We start from the raw sequence: 16,280 nt of genomic DNA on the forward strand, positions 1-16,280 counted from the left end.
TTTATCACAATTGTGTTAGTATGAACACATGAATAAATATCGTAAATGGCTTTTCAGTATTTTGGGAGTTTTGTTCGTTATTTTACTTACGGTGGTTCATTCTTTCTGGATTAGTCCAAGCCGTTTTAAGATACGAAAAGAAATTTTATCTTCCAAACAAATTCCTAAATCCTTACATAATCTTCGTATTTTGTACTTTAGTGATCTTCAATATGGTGAATTTATGAACCAAAAGCGTCTACACTCCTTGGTCAAACAAATCAATTCTTTACAAGCGGATGTTGTTTTATTTGGTGGTGATGTGTATAGTACAATTGCGAAAATTGATATTGAGTCAAATAAACAAATTCAAAGCGAACTTTCTTCCATTCAAGCGAAATATGGTAAGTTTGCGGTCTTAGGTGATCAAGATGAGATGGATAAACAGCACTTACAAGCGGTTCAAAGTGTTTTAACTCAAAGTAATTTTGAAATTCTTAAAAATCAATCCGTTTTATTGCATAAGGGTGAAATGGATAGCATTGCGTTAGTTGGCTTAGCGAATGGTATCACTAGTTCTATCGACGCCAAGAAAGCGTATGAGAATTTAATGCCGACGCATTATGTCTTAGCCTTCTCTCACACCCCGGATTCTGCGAAACAAGTTCCCCCTGATTTAACGGATTATTATTTAGCCGGACATAGTTTAGGTGGACAGATTTATTATTTATTTGGCTCATTAAGCAGACCAATAATGGCGAAAGAAATCTTCCGTGGTAAGTCTTCTATCAAAGGTAAGTTTGATGTCGATGTGACCAATGGAGTTGGTACCATCAAAAAAGATATTCGCTTTCTAAGTCCGGCTGAAATGGTCTTATATACCTTGAAAAAGGATTAACGCATGGTTAATCCTTTTAAAATACCTCATCTAACTGTTTCCGTAGAAACAAGGACGCATTTTTACAAATCTCTTGCCAATTATCTTGACCGGTGTACCAAAACTCAGCTGTGAAAAGATGCACACCCAATTCTTTTAATACCTGCAAATCCTTTACGTATTCTGTATGGCCTGTTCCAAAAGGAACTTCGCGATAGTGACCGGGTAGGGTTTCCTTTAAATGAGCGGCAATAAGATGACCTATCCCCTTTTTTAAATCATCCCCAACCTCGTGTCCATAGATTTTCGCTGCATTGGTTAAATTACCAATATCAGGAAATACTTGTAAGTAAGGGCTATTTATTCTGTTCACATATTCCATCGCTTTTTCCACCGTATCCATAAATGGTGTTTCCATGGTTTCAAATCCCATGAGAATCCCTTCTTTTGCGGCCATATCACAAGCTAGGCTTAAATTCTTAACGAATTGATTTCTAGTGTGTTCATTACCTTGTTCATAATAGACATCATAACCAGCTAGTTGAATCATGCGAATGCCTGCTTTAGTAGCAAAAGAGATCGCTTTTTGCATAATATCAAGACTTCTTTGCCTCGTTTCTTCATTTAAAGAGCCCAAAGGGTATTTCCGATGTCCACTTAAACACATCGTTCTTATAGGAATATTTGTCTCAAGAATAGCTTGGTTTATCTCATGAATTTTCTCATCACTAAAATCCAATCTAGCTAATTTTTCATCACTTTCATCCATACTAATTTCCAAATGATCAAAACCCGCTTCTTTAACAAACAAAAGCTTTTCCTTGATGGACAAACGATTAGGCATGGATTTTTCATACATCCCTAATAAATACTTTTTATTTTTGCCCATAATAAGCTCCCGGTCCATGTTTTCTTAAGAAATGTTTATCCAATAATTCCTGTTGCATCGTAGCAACATGAGGGTTAATCACAAGTGTTTTTATTGCCATGGTACAAAGTTCCTCTAAGACAACCGCATTATGCACAGCCTCTTTCGCATCTTTACCCCAGATAAACGGTCCATGACTATTCACCAAAACGGCAGGCATTTGAATAGGATTAAGCTTTCTTTCGTTAAAGGTTTCCACAATGACTTTCCCCGTATTAAGTTCATAGTCTTTTTTAATCTCATCCACATACATCTTTCTTGTACAAGGAATATTGCCATAAAAATAATCTCCATGGGTTGTTCCTAAAGCTATCACATCCTTACCTGCTTGAGCAAAGGAAGCCGCATTTCGAGAATGCGTATGAACAACACCGCCAATCTCTTTAAAATGACGATAGATTTCTAAGTGGGTTGCTAAATCACTAGATGGTTTTAAATTACCCTCGACAATCTTACCATTCATATCCACAACCACCATATCATCGGCTTTCATATTTTCATATTCAACCCCACTTGGTTTAATCACAATCAATCCTTTTTTACGATCTATTTCTGAAACATTGCCCCAAGTAAACGTCACTAAATCATATTTAGGCAAATCAAGATTGGCACGAAGTACTTTTTTCTTCAATTCTTCTAACATAATTAATCACTCACCTTATAAATAGCCGCCTCATTGGCTGTATGATTGGCAGAAATAATCAAATCATAGTCTTGGAAATTCACCACATCAATATTGGCTGGACCTTTTCCTTTATCCACATAAGTAAGCACATATTCCCCATTCATGTATTGCAAAATGAATAACTCTGCATCCACCCTTCGAACACCGGCGATAAAACTATTCACACCGCGGATTGATTTACCAACCAATGTGTGAGCAAAATCAATGGTATTTGGATACACATAATCTTCCACATACTTACCATTCACTAATTTATAGACTTTAATACGATTGCCATGGAATGGTTCAATGGTCATCAATTCTTCCACACCATCATGATTGATATCGGATAAAGCCACCTCACCAATTTGACCGTCTAGTATCTTTTCAATATTCCATTTTCCCACTTCATTTGAAGATGGAGATACACGGATTAAGCCTTGATCACTACCAAAATAACCACATGGTAATCCTTCATAAGTTCCCCGACAATAACCATGGTTTCTAAATAAGCCATCCACTAATAATTCCAAGTGAATTTCATCTTCAAGATTTTCAGGTAATTGGGCAACATAAATTTGACCTGGTAAACTCCAGTCTTCTTTGTTTTGTTTATTTTTAGCAATGGTCGCTAGGATTAAATAATCCATTCCGTGCACATGATAAATATCAAAACGATGCACATAAGGTAATGCGAATAAATCTCTAATTGCCCAACCATCTTCTAGCTTTTTACCCCAAACAATCTTCGCTTTGGAAGGAGTAACTTTCAAATAAAATTCATTGACAGCCAGAAATTCCCCTTTTCTTGTTGGAAAAGGAATAATGGACATACAACCACCCCGATTATCCCAAACTGTTTCCCGAACTTCAAAGTTATCTCCTGTATAGGAATAACAAGGACTCTTTGGATTTTCACTTCCTAAAAAAGCATAGAACTTGTCATCAATTTTCATATGACTAGCGCAATAGCATCTGGTGATGTCATCTAAATGTATTTTTTCAATTTTCATAAATGTCTCCTTCTAAAAAGGCTACATAAAAGTAGCCTTATACCAATCCCGTTTCTTTTAATAATGCTTGCGCCTCTTTATCAGAAAGAACATTCTTCATTCCACATATCTTGACACCTTTTTTCTTAGCATCCGCAAACATATCCACAAATGTTAAGGGACAGAAAACGACATCGTACTGACTAGCGGCACTTTTTCCTTCCGAAAGAGAACAATGATGAATGTTGGAAATTTCAACACCCAAATCCTTACAAGCTTTTTCAACACGCATCTTCATCATCAATGAAGTTCCAGCACCATTCGCACACGCTACTAAAATTCTTAACATAACTTACTCCTTACTCTTTTTCATTTTTATTTTTTCTTTATAAGCATCATAATCTTCCACACATAAGAAATAAGTGTCTGGATGATGACGATATTGTAATTGTGGAATAGCGATTAAAACGATTAGAATTACAGCAATTCCAATAAAACCTGCAAACTTCATAACTGTTGTAAACATAGGCCATACAACCGCCCAGTCCCACATACCAAGATAACCACCATGAGCCGCCAAACCAACCCAACTAGCGATAAAGGCACTGCCAAACACTTGACATAAACCAGAAATAAATGGGAACAACATAGCCGCTTTCACACCACCTTTATTATTGGCATACACAGCAATCGTCGCATTATCAAAGAATACCGGTACGAATCCTGCAATCACAATGGTTGGTGACTTCAATAAAATCAATACAATAATGGCTAGGAATTGTCCTAAAGCCCCAAATAAGAAACCAATCGTAACCGCATTGGCACTACCAAATCCATAAGTTGCTGCACAATCAATGCCCGGCACAGCCCCTGGCAAGAATGTGTTGGAGATACCTTGGAAAGAATTTGTCAGTTCAGTAACGAAAGTACGAACACCCAGTTGTAAAATCGCAAGATAAACCGCAAATTTCAAGGAAGTATCCACTATGTACATGAAGAAATCTTTGCTGGCGGTAATAACCTTTGCGTCCACAAAATATTGTTTACCTAAAATGGCCATAATAGTTCCAAAGAAAATCATCATTAAAATGGATGTTGAAACCATATTTTCATTAAAGATGGACATAAATCCCGGCAAACGAATATCTTCAATACGCTTGGAGTTTTCTTTCTTGCCAAAGAACTTGGCAGATAAATAAGAGAAGAAGGCAATTCCAAACATTTGTTGGTGAGCCACACAGAAGCCACCTCCCTCAGTTAAGTCCTGCGAAATTTCAACCGTTAAATTAGAACCAACCGCCCAATACAAACCAAGGATTAATGACATCACTATTAACATTGGTGTATCACCCAGACTTGGGAAGCAGAATAGAATTAACCAGAAAGCCGTCGCTGCTTGTTGCATTTGCACATGACCCGTCGTAAAAACCGCACGAAGCTTGGTAAAGCGATTAAACTTAACAAGAATGAGGTTAAAAATAAACGCTATCAACAATAAGAACATAACTTGTGAAAAGCTCTTACCCGCTTGTTTCATCGCTGACTGAACCGCATTTTGACCAAAATAGGGATCAATAACCATCGCATGAAGATTAAAACGATCCTTTAAACCAACTAGAATTGGTCTAAAATTACTAACTAATCCCCCTGAACCAACACTTAGGATTAAGAAGCCAACCGTTGCTTTAATAAATCCCGCAAACGATTCATACAATGGCTTTTTCAACAAAACATAACCAATAAATACCATAAGACCTATGAAGTAGGCAGGCTGGGTTAGGATATTGGTTGCAAACCAAACCCAAATATTATACAGAAAATTCATCTTCGTCCTCTTTCAATTATTTATATTTTTCTATTATTTTTAATAAATCACAGTCATCATTAACTGTTAATAAATCAGCTACTAACTGTTCATTTTGAAGCAATTCTGATAACTGCATCATATTATTTAAATGTTCCTCATTATTCGTTGCCGCCAAAGTGAAAAATAGTCTTGCTTGTTTTTCATCATCATTTTCATCAAACACAACGGGTTCATGAACTTTCATAAATCCAATTGCTGTTTTATAAACTCCTTCGGCTTGCACAGTTGAATGAGGCATAGCCACATCTTTTATCAAAACAATATAAGGGCCAAATTCTTCTACGCACTTAATAATGGCTTCTACATAACGATGATCGATATAGCCCTGTTCAATTAATGTTTTTCCACAAGCATCTAACGCCTCTTTCCAGTCATCAAATTTTTCATGATAAGAGGTTAAATGATTGTTATAAATTTGTTCTAGTAACATAAGCTTTACAGTATACTCTTGAATGGCACATTTCTCTTCTTCGAGAAACAGTCTTCAAAGCCACGACGATAATGGTATTTCAATAAGTCCTTATCTTGCGGCCAAATATACTTTCCTCCCACATCCCAAATAAATGGATGAAATTTGTATTTAAGCATATCTTTCTTAAAATTATAAACCAACATAATTTCTTCCGGATCAGCTTTCATATTGGTCCATACATCATGATGAAGTGGAATAACGACCTTAGCATTCGTTGCCTCTGCCATGCGACACATATCGACTGAAGTCATCTTATCTTGACAACCAACTGGATTTTCACCATAAGCTCCAAAGGCTATATCAATATCGTATTTTTTACCAATTTCCGCATAACAAATACTGTAATGCGAATCACCGGTATGATAAACATTGCCTGCCGGCATTTCAAATAGATAATTCACAGCTTTTTCATCCATATTTGTTGGACAAATTCCCTCAATATCCTCACCTACCTCCGTTGTCACAAGGCAAGTTCTGTCATAGGAATCTAAAACATGAATGGTCGTATCTTTGATTTTGATAACATCACCAGGTTTTACCACTTGGCATCGTTCTTCCGGAACACCCCAGCCAATCCACTTTTTAACGCATTCCTTTGGACCGATGAATGGAACATCCTCTTTACAGTTTTTTAAGACCGCTGCCGCAAAGAATGGATCAATGTGGTCATTATGATAGTGCGTAGCTAACACCGCATCACATTTCGTTACTGCAAATGGATCATAAACAATCGGTGCCGCTCTTAAATTAGGTTGTAATTTTTCAACTCCCATCATATTTCTCATTTGGTGATAAGGTGCCATAGAAGCAACCTTTTGGGTTCGTTTTCCATTGCCAAACCAAAGGTCAACGGCAATGTTTGTGTCGTTTTCTGTTTTAAACCACACGCCCACACATCCTAGCCACCACATTGCAAAGGTTCCCGGTTGAACTACTTCATTATCAATTTCTTCATTCAACCAAGTTCCCCATTCTGGAAATGCGCCCAGAATCCAAGATTCTCTTGTAATGTCTTTGACGTTCGTCATAGTACTCATACCTCCTACCTAAATGATAATCAATAGCCATTACAACAACAATCGTATTATATGTTCATTTAACCAATTATATGAATGTTTATCATATAATGCCATTTTTTAAAAAGATATTACGATGAGTTTGTTGACACTAACTTATTTTCGTTCATATAATAAACATAAAGAGAGGATTTTCTAATGAAAGTTAATTATTCTATTGTCCAAGAAAGACGAAATCATATCATGGCGCTCATTCAAAAATTAGGTGAAATTAGTGTATCAACCTTAGCGAAAGAATTTAGTGTTTCCGAACTAACCATTCGTAGAGACTTGCAGTATTGGGAAGATAAAGGAGCGGTTTTGCGCCATCATGGTGGCGTCAAGTTTGTACAAACTATGGTAAATCTAAATACTGAATATCTAACCAACGATAAATATAAACACGCTATTGCTAAATACGCCGCTCAATACGTTAATGATGGAGATACCATTTTTATTAACACCAGTTCAACCGCTCTTTTAACCATTCAATACATCATTAACAAACGTGTTATTGTCATCACCAATAATGCCAAAGCCGTACAATTAAAGCATGATCCCCTGCTTTCCATTGTCTTAACCGGTGGCGAACTTCGTTTTCCAAAAGAATCCATGGTCGGTGATTTTGCAATGAACAATCTAAAACGAGTAAGGGCGAACAAATGTTTTCTAGGATGCAGTGGTATCAGTCACAAAGATGGAATCACAACCGCTATTATGGCAGAAGCTAGTATCAATGAAACCATGATTGAAAGAACAACTGGTGAGCGATTTATCCTATGTGATTATACAAAGGTAGGCAATAAACATTCCTTTCTATCCGGGAATATCAGTGATATCAATTATTTGATAAGCGATATTAATGCCGATGATGAAGAAATCGAAAAAATCAAAGAGGCAAATGTTGAAGTCATTAAGTTAACACCACTATTAAAATATTAAAAAGAATTAAGAAGATTATTTTCTTCTTAATTCTTTTTCATTTAGTATAGATACTCATCACTTAGACTAGATCTCTTAACCATCACTTGATACAAATCACAATTTTTCATTAAATCTTCATGTTGGCCACTATGATCCAGTTGACCATCTTTAAGAACTAGGATTTGATTTACCTTTTCAATGGATTTCAAACGATGAGTAACAATTAAAACCGTCTTATTTTGAATCAATTGATTGATAGCTTGTTGGATTTCCATTTCGTTTTCGACATCCAAAGAAGCAGATATTTCATCTAATAAGATAATTGGTGCATCCTTTAAGAATGCCCTAGCAATTGAAATACGTTGTCTTTCTCCACCCGATAAACGTGAACCATTTTCACCAATCTTAGTTTGGTATCCATCTGGAAGTCGGGAAACAATCTTATCCACATTGGCGGCTTTAGCAGCTGCTAATACTTCTTCATCGCCGGCTTCCTTACGACCAATACGAATATTTTCTAAAATGGATGTATTAAATAATTCAACTTCTTGGAAAACAATGGAGATATTCCGGAACAAAGTTTGTGTTGAAATTGATTGAATATCGTGACCACCAATTAAAATCTTACCTTCTTGATAATCATACAATCTCGATAACAAACGAAGTACCGTTGTCTTACCACAACCGGAAGGACCAACCAAAGCCGTTACTTGTCCTTGTTTTGCACAAAAGCTCAAATCTTCAATAACCTTGTTTTCAGCATAAGCAAAACCAACCTTTTGAAATTCAATATCAAAGGAATGAAGGCTTATGTCTGTTCCCTCTTGAATTTTTTCATTATTCAAATCCGTAATACGCTTAAACGAATCCAAGAAGAATAAACCCATTAATAAATATTCCTTCATACTATTGAATTGGGATGACAAACTGCCGGCTGCCATCAAATAACCTAAGAAATACAAAATGGATAACTGTCCTTTTTGAAATAAATAAGCGCCCACAATAGCAGTGAAGAATGGTGCTAAATAAGGTAAGACACCAATCAACGCAGAGATGGATGCCATTGTAAAATCTGCTTTACGATGAAGAATTTCTGTATCATCAATCGCCCTTGCAACGTCTTGTTTCACCTGTTCTTGCATGGAATAACTCTTAATTTCCTGTTGCATTTCAAAGGCATCTTGGAAACTATTAGAATTCTTTAATAATTGTTGATAATACTTCTTCACATTTCGCGTTTGAATATCTTTTGTTAAGAGAATTAAAACTAAAGCAATCCAGATTGGTAAACAAACTGCAATACCTAAATACACATTCCCTATCAATAAAAAGACTGTCATAATTGTGTAAAACAGGACAAAACCGATACCCTGTGGTAAAGCATGGCTCATAAACATTTCTAAGTTTCCAACATCCATCATCACCGTTTGTGATAAGTCTGATAAATTATGCTTAGAGAAATAGGACAAAGGTAATTTTCGGAAACGATCGGCTATTTGAACACGCATTGCGATGCTTTCTTCATAAGTTGTATCGTAAGTCAGCTTATATTCCCACTTTAATAAAAAATACTTCACGAAAATAATAGAAACCAAAATAGCTAGATAAAACCATAATGAGTGCAATTGGTTCTGCATATAATTCTGTAAGAACACAAACACTAACATTGGTACAGTTGTAAATAACACAAATTTCACACTTGTTAAAGCAGCCGCTTTTTTAGTGTCATGAATTCCCTTTTCACTTAGTCCAAAACGACTTAAAAATTTATTCAACATGAGAAATCCTCCAATTATTTGCTTGTTGGTATAACTTTTGGAAATAGAAATAACGACCTTTTTTACCCATCAATTCCACATGACTGCCACGTTCCATGACTTGTCCATCTTCAATAAAGAAAATTTCATCCACATTACGGATACTGCTCAAACGATGAGCAATCATAATAACAGTTTTTTCTTTCATTAATTGTGAAAAAGCCTGTTGAATTTCATATTCATTCTCCGGATCACTTGCGGCACTAGCTTCATCTAAAATCACAATCGGAGCATCCTTTAAGATTGCTCTTGCAATTGCAATTCTTTGTTTCTCACCACCTGATAAATGAACCCCTTTAGCGCCGATTAAGGTATTTTCCTTTGTTGAGAATTTTTCAATAATTGGTAAACACATTGCTTTTTCCAAAGCATCCATCACTTGCTCATGACTAGCTTTTGGATTACCCAATTTCACATTGTCATAAATACTCATTTTAAACAACTTGGCATTTTGAAACACAAAGGCAATATTCTTTTCTAAAATCGTAGAATCATATTCCTTTAAATCCACACCACCAATTTCAATTCTACCTTCTTGAATCGGATAAAAACCAGACATCAATTTCGCTATAGTTGATTTTCCTGAACCCGATGGACCAACTAAGGCATACTTCTTCTTTCCTTCTAAATGTAAATCAAAATAATTGAGAATTGGCAAATCGTTTGTATAGCCGAAGGAAACTTGTTTAAAATCAATGGAAACATCTTTCATTTCTTTTATCGTTCCACTAGATAGAGAGTTTTCTTTCATGTCTTTAAATAGATTATCCATTTTATCAATCGTATCTTTTGCCATACTAAAGTTCTTAGAAAACATCATGACTTTCAAAAATGATGTATGCAATAAGCCCGAAAAAGACATGAAGAACACCACTAAACTAACCACATCCGACATTGAATGATTGGCTTGTATCATTGGATATACAATCAAAATTACAAAGCCTCCTAAACTCATCATACAAGACTGGTATAAAACCCATGGTACTTTGTAATTTTCACATTGTTTATTGATCTTTTCTGAATAATCCAAGATAGCTTTATACAAACGAGTAAAAGACTGAATGCCCAAACCAAATACTTTAATAACCTGAATACCACGCACATATTCCACTGTTTCTGAGTTGATTGCTTCCAATGATTGCATATATTCTTTCATTGCATCATCACCTGTAAACATAAACTTGAAGCAATACAAAGCAAAAACAATGGCCGCCACAACCAATAAGCCGATTTGGAAATTCGCCCGGAAAGATAAAATTAAGACACAAATTGGAAATAAAATTGCATTGACTAAATCTGGTAAAATATGTGCCACAACGGTATGGGTGTTCGCTGTATTATCATCAATGATTTTTCTTGTACGTCCTGAAGAATGCACGTCAAAGAAACTAAAGGATGCCTTTAAAAGTTGATTTAAACCTTCTTTTTTTAGATTGCTTTCTAAACGGAATGCAAACACATGACTGCAAATTAAAGAGGAAAAATAAGTAAACACAAACAACAATGTTGTCACAAAAATCTTAATTGCTAAGGATTGAATAACATCTAAATTCGCATTACTTGTTATTTCTTTCAATAAAGACCAGAAGTAATAAAATGGCACAAAAGTTAAAATAGTCGAAATACCCGAAAGAACCATGGCTGCAATGTAATAGCCTTTTTTATCACGACCATACTCTAATAAAGTTTTTAATAGTCGCATATTAATTTCCTTTTAAATGTTTCTTTAAAATAAAGTAACCAAGGTATATGCCCACAAACGCCAGCATAAAAACAATAATACTGGAATACCAGGCCCACATACCCGATGTGTATTTGATATAAGCTTCCATTTCCAAAGCTGTTTGTCCGCGACGAATCCATTCTTCCTTATACTTATCCACAAAGAATAAAGACGGAATAATAGCACCCCATGCTTGACCAACGTGCATAATACCAGATGAAATTGCTAGCCGAAAAACGGAAGTCTTCTTTGAAAGAGAGGCCAATAAATCAGCTAGAATAGCAGTCAAAACCGAAGAGATAATCCATGGTAAATAACCACCGCCCATTAGTGAAAAACACGCCATAACTAAAATAGTAAGAATCGTGAATTGCCCTAACTTTCCAACTTTGCGTGCCATAAAGTATAAAACAGTGCCTGAGAACAAAGCACAAATACCAGGACTAATCGCATGTCCCATTGCTCCTAAAGGTGTGATAAGTGCCATTACCACAAAGTAGATAATTATGTATACCGCTGTTAATAAAGCAATCAATAAAAAGTCATTTGTTTTCAAATTATTTTTCATAATGTTTCTCCATTTCTATAAATATTTTGTTTAATTGGGGAATTTTATCTTCCGTTAAATAGAAATCTTCTTGAAGTTTCCCCTCTTTTAGATATAAGATGCGCTCAGCACATAAGCGTATCAATTCATAATCATGACTAATCACAAATAAAGATTTATCCTCTTTTAATTGTTGAAAAGTATGAGCAACTAATTCCAAAGAATCTTTATCCAAACCACTGCTTGGCTCATCAAATAAGAAGATACCTTGATTAGATACCATACTAATTGCCATTTGAAGTCGTTGTTTCTGACCACCGGATAAAGTTTGTGGATGTTGGTCTTTTTGTTCTAATAAGTGCATAGCTTCTAAAGCTTTTTGGTTAAGATTATCCTTCTTTTGACTAATCCTTAGTTCTTCATAAACACTAGGCGCAAAAAGCTGATAGTCAGCATCTTGCATCATATATAAAACTTTATCTTTTAGTTCTAATTTTCCTGTATCCGCCTTAACTAAACCAGCTATCATACGCGCTAATGTGGTCTTACCAGCCCCATTCACGCCAACCAAGAAACAGATTTCTTTTTTATAAAGCTTTGTACTGATATTTTTTAAAATTGTTTTATAGCCAATATTCCTTAATTCCAATGCAAGTTCTTGATTTGGAACAATCTTTCGCTTGGGGTACTCTGCTATAAATAAATTCGCACTTCGTTTTCCATAGTTGGAATTTAAGAAAGCTTCTTCACTATCAAAACAACGCATTTTTTTATCTTCTAAGACCCAAATCTGATCAACCACTCCTTTTAAATAGAAATAACGATGATCAGCGACCAGTATTGTTTTTCCACTTGCTTTCAATTGTTGCATTTGTTTCTTAAGTCGCATCGCATTGCCATAATCCAAATTAGCGGATGGTTCATCAAATATTAAAACCTCAGGTTTCATAATCAAAGCTGTTAATAAAGCTAGTAATTGTCTTTCACCTGATGAGATAGAAAAGATGTCCCGATTTAATAAAGAATGGATATGAAACTCATCGCATAAGTTATTTAATCTTCGTTTCATTTCTTCTTTTGAAAAACCATAATTTTCCATTTGAAAGACTAATTCCGCTGTACTATTGGTTGTAAAAAATTGACTTCGAGGATTTTGAAAAATATTAGAAATCCATTTTCCAATATCTTCTATTCTTCCCTCTTTATTTCCTTTGCGAAACAATTCCCCTTCCAGTTCCCCTTCAATCACTTCCGGAATAATTCCATTGATGATGTTTAGCAAGGTAGACTTACCCGAACCACTTTTACCTGTTAAGTAGATGAGTTGACCTTTTGGAACTTTAAAGGTGATTCTATCTAAGGTTTTATTAGATTGATAAGCAAAGGATAGCTCATTCGCTTCCAATAAGTGATTCATACAAGACCTCCTACAATAGCCCCATAGCCAATCAACACCAAAGCAAGCAAAGAAACATCACGAAGTTGAAAAGATTGTTCAAAATAACTGGTTCGCTTTTCTTTAGCCGCTATTCCTTTACTAAGACCAGCAATAGTTAATTGGCTACTTAGTGTTAAACAACGGAAGAGTTGTGGTACTAATAAATATTCAAAACTACGGATAGGATGATAAAAGCTAACATCCACTCCTCTTAAACGCATGGAATCTTTAATCAAGCGAAACTCAGCCGCAAAGGTTGGAATATAACGCAAGGTAACGGTAATCGCAATGATTAAAATCTTAGGTAACTTTAGTTGCTGTAAAGCGGATAATAACTCGGAAGAATTATAATCATAGATAATCACAGAGGCTAATAAAATAGTTGGTAAAAATAAAACCAACATTCGAAAGAAAGAAATAGCAATTGGACTATAAAAATAATTTCCTACGATATAGTACAGAGTAAAAAAAATCAAAATCCAGAAAATCCCTTTACAAAAGCGCCTCATCTTTCCAGAGAAAAGAAGCACCAAAAAAGCAATGGTAAATGTAAAAATGACACCTTTCTGACTAGGAAATACAGAATTTATAACCGGTATAAAAACATTCAAAGCTAGAATGCTCAAGGGATGAAAACGCTTGTGACTAGATGTTACGACAGTATGTTGAAATACTTCCATTCTTGCCTTTCTAAGTTAGTTATAACTAACTTAGAAATTATACCATTGCGCTTAGTTAGCTTCAACTAACCATTTTATCCAATTATCTTTCGAAAAAGACAGTCATATGTACCGACCTCCTAATCGTTAGATTTTGGTCTAACTTTTGGGGTCACATCATTGTTTATCGCTTTTTTACATTACTTCTATCGATTCAACCTTCAAAAGATGCGATGTTTCATTCGACAAATGTGATTCCAAATTGATTTAAAGTTCGACAAAGGACTGTTTTATTTCAGACAGTTCTTGTACCTTTCGTTCCAATACCACCGGATTCATTCCATTTTGAACTGCAATTTCATAATACTTATCAAATTCGGGATGATTATTTTGTTTCACAACTGCTAAAAGTTCTGCAAAATATCCCCAACCATTATTGTAGCTTCTGGTTGAAATATAATCCTCTCTTTTCGGCATCCACTGCAGTTTTACAAGGAATTTGTAAAGTATCTTACTCCACGTTTCCACCTCATCATCATAACAAAAAAACTTAGTCTCAAATAGATTGCCAAAACGCCTGTCCCAAAACTTTACATTATCAGGCAAATACCACGTATTACGGATATCTCGACAATCAATTCGATTGCATTTCTTTCAAGTATGACAGCCGGTTCACCGCCAGCACAATCATAACTTCCGGCAACCATACTTTGTGAAGCTTCTTCTTTTAATTCCTCATAGGCTGTGCTACTATCAAGCAACACCAAAGCAATTTTTGCACGGTGACCAAAGGCTTTCCCCGCACTGAATATCCTATATTTCTCAATCCGGTTCATAATTCCTCCCTTCAGCAAACAGGTTCTACCGTTTTGCCAAACAGCATGATTCAAGCTCTCAAAATTTCCCTTCGTAAAAATAGGCAGGATGACTGTCATTTCAATCGCTTTAGCATGATTTCTCTTGCCTTATTTTCCCATTCATCTTCAAGCGGCTTCAATGCTATCTTCTTCCATTTTCTAATTTTCGTTCTAAAAGTGCCAAAAGGTGCAACCGTATTCACATGGATAAATTTATATACTTCCCATACCGCTGTTTTAGTCGCTTCATCTGCCTATTTTCTCCTGTGCGGTTTAAATAATTCTTCCTCACAAAGTGAGCAATTGATTGCTTGAGTAAAGACCGGTTTTCAATTTCATATATGACAGAAGCCGTAGCCGGCAAAATTACAATAATCCCAACTAAAAATATACCTTTAACTTGAAAAGTATCTATTCCTTGATATAGGGGGCACCTCATTGCTCACAGCTTTTTAGTTGTTATTATTTGATTTTTCAACAGGAATACGCAACAATGCAATGAGAATTAAAATTGAAATAAGACCTATAACAAAAGGACCTTTTTCTATGATAGGGATTAATCCCGTCATTCCTCCATATTTTAATTTAATTCTCAGTATATCAAATAGACATACCCCTAAAGTGATACTATCTAATAAAATACTTATTTTTTTTAAATATTTACAAGAATTTTTCTTGACAAGTGAAAATACAGTTAAACAAAGAAGAATTACAAGTGGAATTAAACTAAATAATCCTATTTTTTCGTATCCGTAGTATATTGTATCCGAAATATTTCCCGGTGGGATGCTACCCCTATACAATCTTGACCATGGTAATAATATGGATGATAGAATTCCTGTTAATGATAAAATAATTATATACATTTGTAAGTTTTTTGATTTTCTCATTTTACCCCTTCCCAATTTCATATATGACAGAAGCCTCAGCTATCGAAGTTGCGATAATCCCAACTAAAAATGTACCCTTAACTTGAAAAGTATCTATTCCTTGATATTTCATGATTATTGATAGTGTCGTCATTATGATTAATGGGATAATTCCCCTGATTATTGCTTTTTTTATTAACATTTTTCCACCCCTTTATATATTATACCATTTTAAGCTCTTTTATATTTATCTTAATTCTTATCACGATATATAAGATATAATATAGTGCATATTTTTCGGAATTGAAAAATATATATCTCGTACTTCAAATCTTCCGCTTAATCCGGGAATTTGACAGTTTTGAATTTAATATTTTCTTAAAAAGCTAGTAAATACTAGCTTTTTTTGCTGTTTTCATGTCAAATTCAGGGATTTTCGTTTGTAATAATATGTAATATCTGATATAATATTAGCGGAGGTGTGCCTATGTTTATCACTAAATCGAAATCTAAAAACTCGACCTTTTATTATCTTGCCTATTCTAAAAGAACCGGTAAAAAAGTTTCTACCCATATCTTTGAAGCCCTTGGAAGTGCTGATGATATTCGTAA

18 protein-coding genes and 1 pseudogene are annotated in these 16,280 nt (G+C 35.0%); 2 read left to right on the forward strand and 17 right to left on the reverse strand.

What is annotated here, in order from left to right; all coding sequences use genetic code 11:
* Positions 1-28: 28 nt before the first annotated feature.
* Positions 29-877, forward strand: coding sequence for a metallophosphoesterase (locus K7I92_RS06600; protein ID WP_220282517.1), 849 nt, complete (start codon positions 29-31; stop codon positions 875-877).
* Positions 878-893: 16 nt separating this feature from the next.
* Here K7I92_RS06600 and K7I92_RS06605 read toward each other — a convergent pair whose 3' ends face one another.
* From K7I92_RS06605 to ulaG, 7 genes are read right to left on the reverse strand one after another with little or no spacing between them, the layout of a single operon-like run.
* Entirely contained in the window at positions 894-1,745 is an 852-nt protein-coding gene (locus K7I92_RS06605) for an L-ribulose-5-phosphate 3-epimerase (RefSeq protein ID WP_220282518.1), read from the reverse strand.
* On the reverse strand, positions 1,732-2,427 hold the full coding sequence (araD, locus tag K7I92_RS06610) for an L-ribulose-5-phosphate 4-epimerase (protein ID WP_220282519.1): 696 nt from the start codon (positions 2,425-2,427) through the stop codon (positions 1,732-1,734). The genes K7I92_RS06605 and araD overlap by 14 nt, the downstream gene beginning before the upstream one ends.
* Positions 2,428-2,429: 2 nt before the next feature.
* The gene (locus K7I92_RS06615; protein ID WP_220282520.1) at positions 2,430-3,461 is read right to left on the reverse strand and encodes a hypothetical protein; all 1,032 of its coding nucleotides are present in this window, start codon (positions 3,459-3,461) and stop codon (positions 2,430-2,432) included.
* A 37-nt stretch (positions 3,462-3,498) separates the two neighbouring features.
* Positions 3,499-3,789 carry a PTS sugar transporter subunit IIB gene (locus K7I92_RS06620; protein WP_203245736.1) on the reverse strand — a complete coding sequence of 97 codons (291 nt, stop codon included), beginning with the start codon at positions 3,787-3,789 and terminating at the stop codon, positions 3,499-3,501.
* A gap of 3 nt (positions 3,790-3,792) precedes the next feature.
* Positions 3,793-5,265, reverse strand: a complete 1,473-nt coding sequence (locus tag K7I92_RS06625) for a PTS ascorbate transporter subunit IIC (RefSeq protein ID WP_203245737.1) — start codon at positions 5,263-5,265, stop codon at positions 3,793-3,795.
* Between the two features lie 16 nt (positions 5,266-5,281).
* Positions 5,282-5,737 carry a PTS sugar transporter subunit IIA gene (locus tag K7I92_RS06630; RefSeq protein ID WP_203245738.1) on the reverse strand — a complete coding sequence of 152 codons (456 nt, stop codon included), beginning with the start codon at positions 5,735-5,737 and terminating at the stop codon, positions 5,282-5,284.
* 5 nt (positions 5,738-5,742) lie between these two features.
* The gene (ulaG, locus tag K7I92_RS06635) at positions 5,743-6,807 is read right to left on the reverse strand and encodes an L-ascorbate 6-phosphate lactonase (RefSeq protein ID WP_203245739.1); all 1,065 of its coding nucleotides are present in this window, start codon (positions 6,805-6,807) and stop codon (positions 5,743-5,745) included.
* A gap of 186 nt (positions 6,808-6,993) precedes the next feature.
* On the opposite strand from ulaG, the gene K7I92_RS06640 reads away from it, so the two are divergent.
* On the forward strand, positions 6,994-7,776 hold the full coding sequence (locus K7I92_RS06640) for a DeoR/GlpR family DNA-binding transcription regulator (protein WP_203245740.1): 783 nt from the start codon (positions 6,994-6,996) through the stop codon (positions 7,774-7,776).
* A gap of 41 nt (positions 7,777-7,817) precedes the next feature.
* On the opposite strand, the gene K7I92_RS06645 is transcribed toward K7I92_RS06640, so the two are convergent.
* From K7I92_RS06645 to K7I92_RS06685, 10 genes and pseudogenes are all read right to left on the reverse strand, one after another.
* Complete coding sequence (locus K7I92_RS06645) at positions 7,818-9,536, reverse strand: ABC transporter ATP-binding protein (RefSeq protein WP_220282521.1); 1,719 nt, start codon at positions 9,534-9,536, stop codon at positions 7,818-7,820.
* A complete protein-coding gene (locus K7I92_RS06650; RefSeq protein WP_220282522.1) occupies positions 9,526-11,277 on the reverse strand; it encodes an ABC transporter ATP-binding protein in 1,752 nt (583 codons plus the stop codon). Before K7I92_RS06650 ends, K7I92_RS06645 begins: the two co-directional genes overlap by 11 nt.
* Before the next feature lies 1 nt (position 11,278).
* On the reverse strand, positions 11,279-11,866 hold the full coding sequence (locus K7I92_RS06655) for an MptD family putative ECF transporter S component (protein WP_220282523.1): 588 nt from the start codon (positions 11,864-11,866) through the stop codon (positions 11,279-11,281).
* Positions 11,856-13,262, reverse strand: coding sequence for an ABC transporter ATP-binding protein (locus K7I92_RS06660; RefSeq protein WP_220282524.1), 1,407 nt, complete (start codon positions 13,260-13,262; stop codon positions 11,856-11,858). The genes K7I92_RS06655 and K7I92_RS06660 overlap by 11 nt, the downstream gene beginning before the upstream one ends.
* Positions 13,259-13,963: an energy-coupling factor transporter transmembrane protein EcfT gene (locus K7I92_RS06665; RefSeq protein ID WP_203245745.1), complete on the reverse strand. Its 705-nt coding sequence runs from the start codon at positions 13,961-13,963 to the stop codon at positions 13,259-13,261. Before K7I92_RS06665 ends, K7I92_RS06660 begins: the two co-directional genes overlap by 4 nt.
* A 246-nt stretch (positions 13,964-14,209) precedes the next feature.
* Positions 14,210-14,419, reverse strand: coding sequence for a hypothetical protein (locus K7I92_RS07535; protein ID WP_220282525.1), 210 nt, complete (start codon positions 14,417-14,419; stop codon positions 14,210-14,212).
* 113 nt (positions 14,420-14,532) lie between these two features.
* A complete protein-coding gene (locus tag K7I92_RS07540) occupies positions 14,533-14,778 on the reverse strand; it encodes a hypothetical protein (RefSeq protein ID WP_220282526.1) in 246 nt (81 codons plus the stop codon).
* A 95-nt stretch (positions 14,779-14,873) separates the two neighbouring features.
* Positions 14,874-15,098, reverse strand: a pseudogene (locus K7I92_RS06675) (ClbS/DfsB family four-helix bundle protein); the annotation flags it as partial.
* Positions 15,099-15,251: 153 nt separating this feature from the next.
* Positions 15,252-15,689 (reverse strand): hypothetical protein, encoded by a 438-nt coding sequence (locus K7I92_RS06680; protein WP_220282527.1) that lies wholly within the window; start codon positions 15,687-15,689, stop codon positions 15,252-15,254.
* A gap of 1 nt (position 15,690) precedes the next feature.
* Entirely contained in the window at positions 15,691-15,870 is a 180-nt protein-coding gene (locus K7I92_RS06685; RefSeq protein ID WP_220282528.1) for a hypothetical protein, read from the reverse strand.
* Positions 15,871-16,280 lie beyond the last annotated feature (410 nt).

The sequence above is a fragment of the Bulleidia sp. zg-1013 genome, from assembly GCF_019798045.1.
Classification (GTDB): Bacteria; Bacillota_I; Bacilli_A; order Erysipelotrichales; family Erysipelotrichaceae; genus Bulleidia.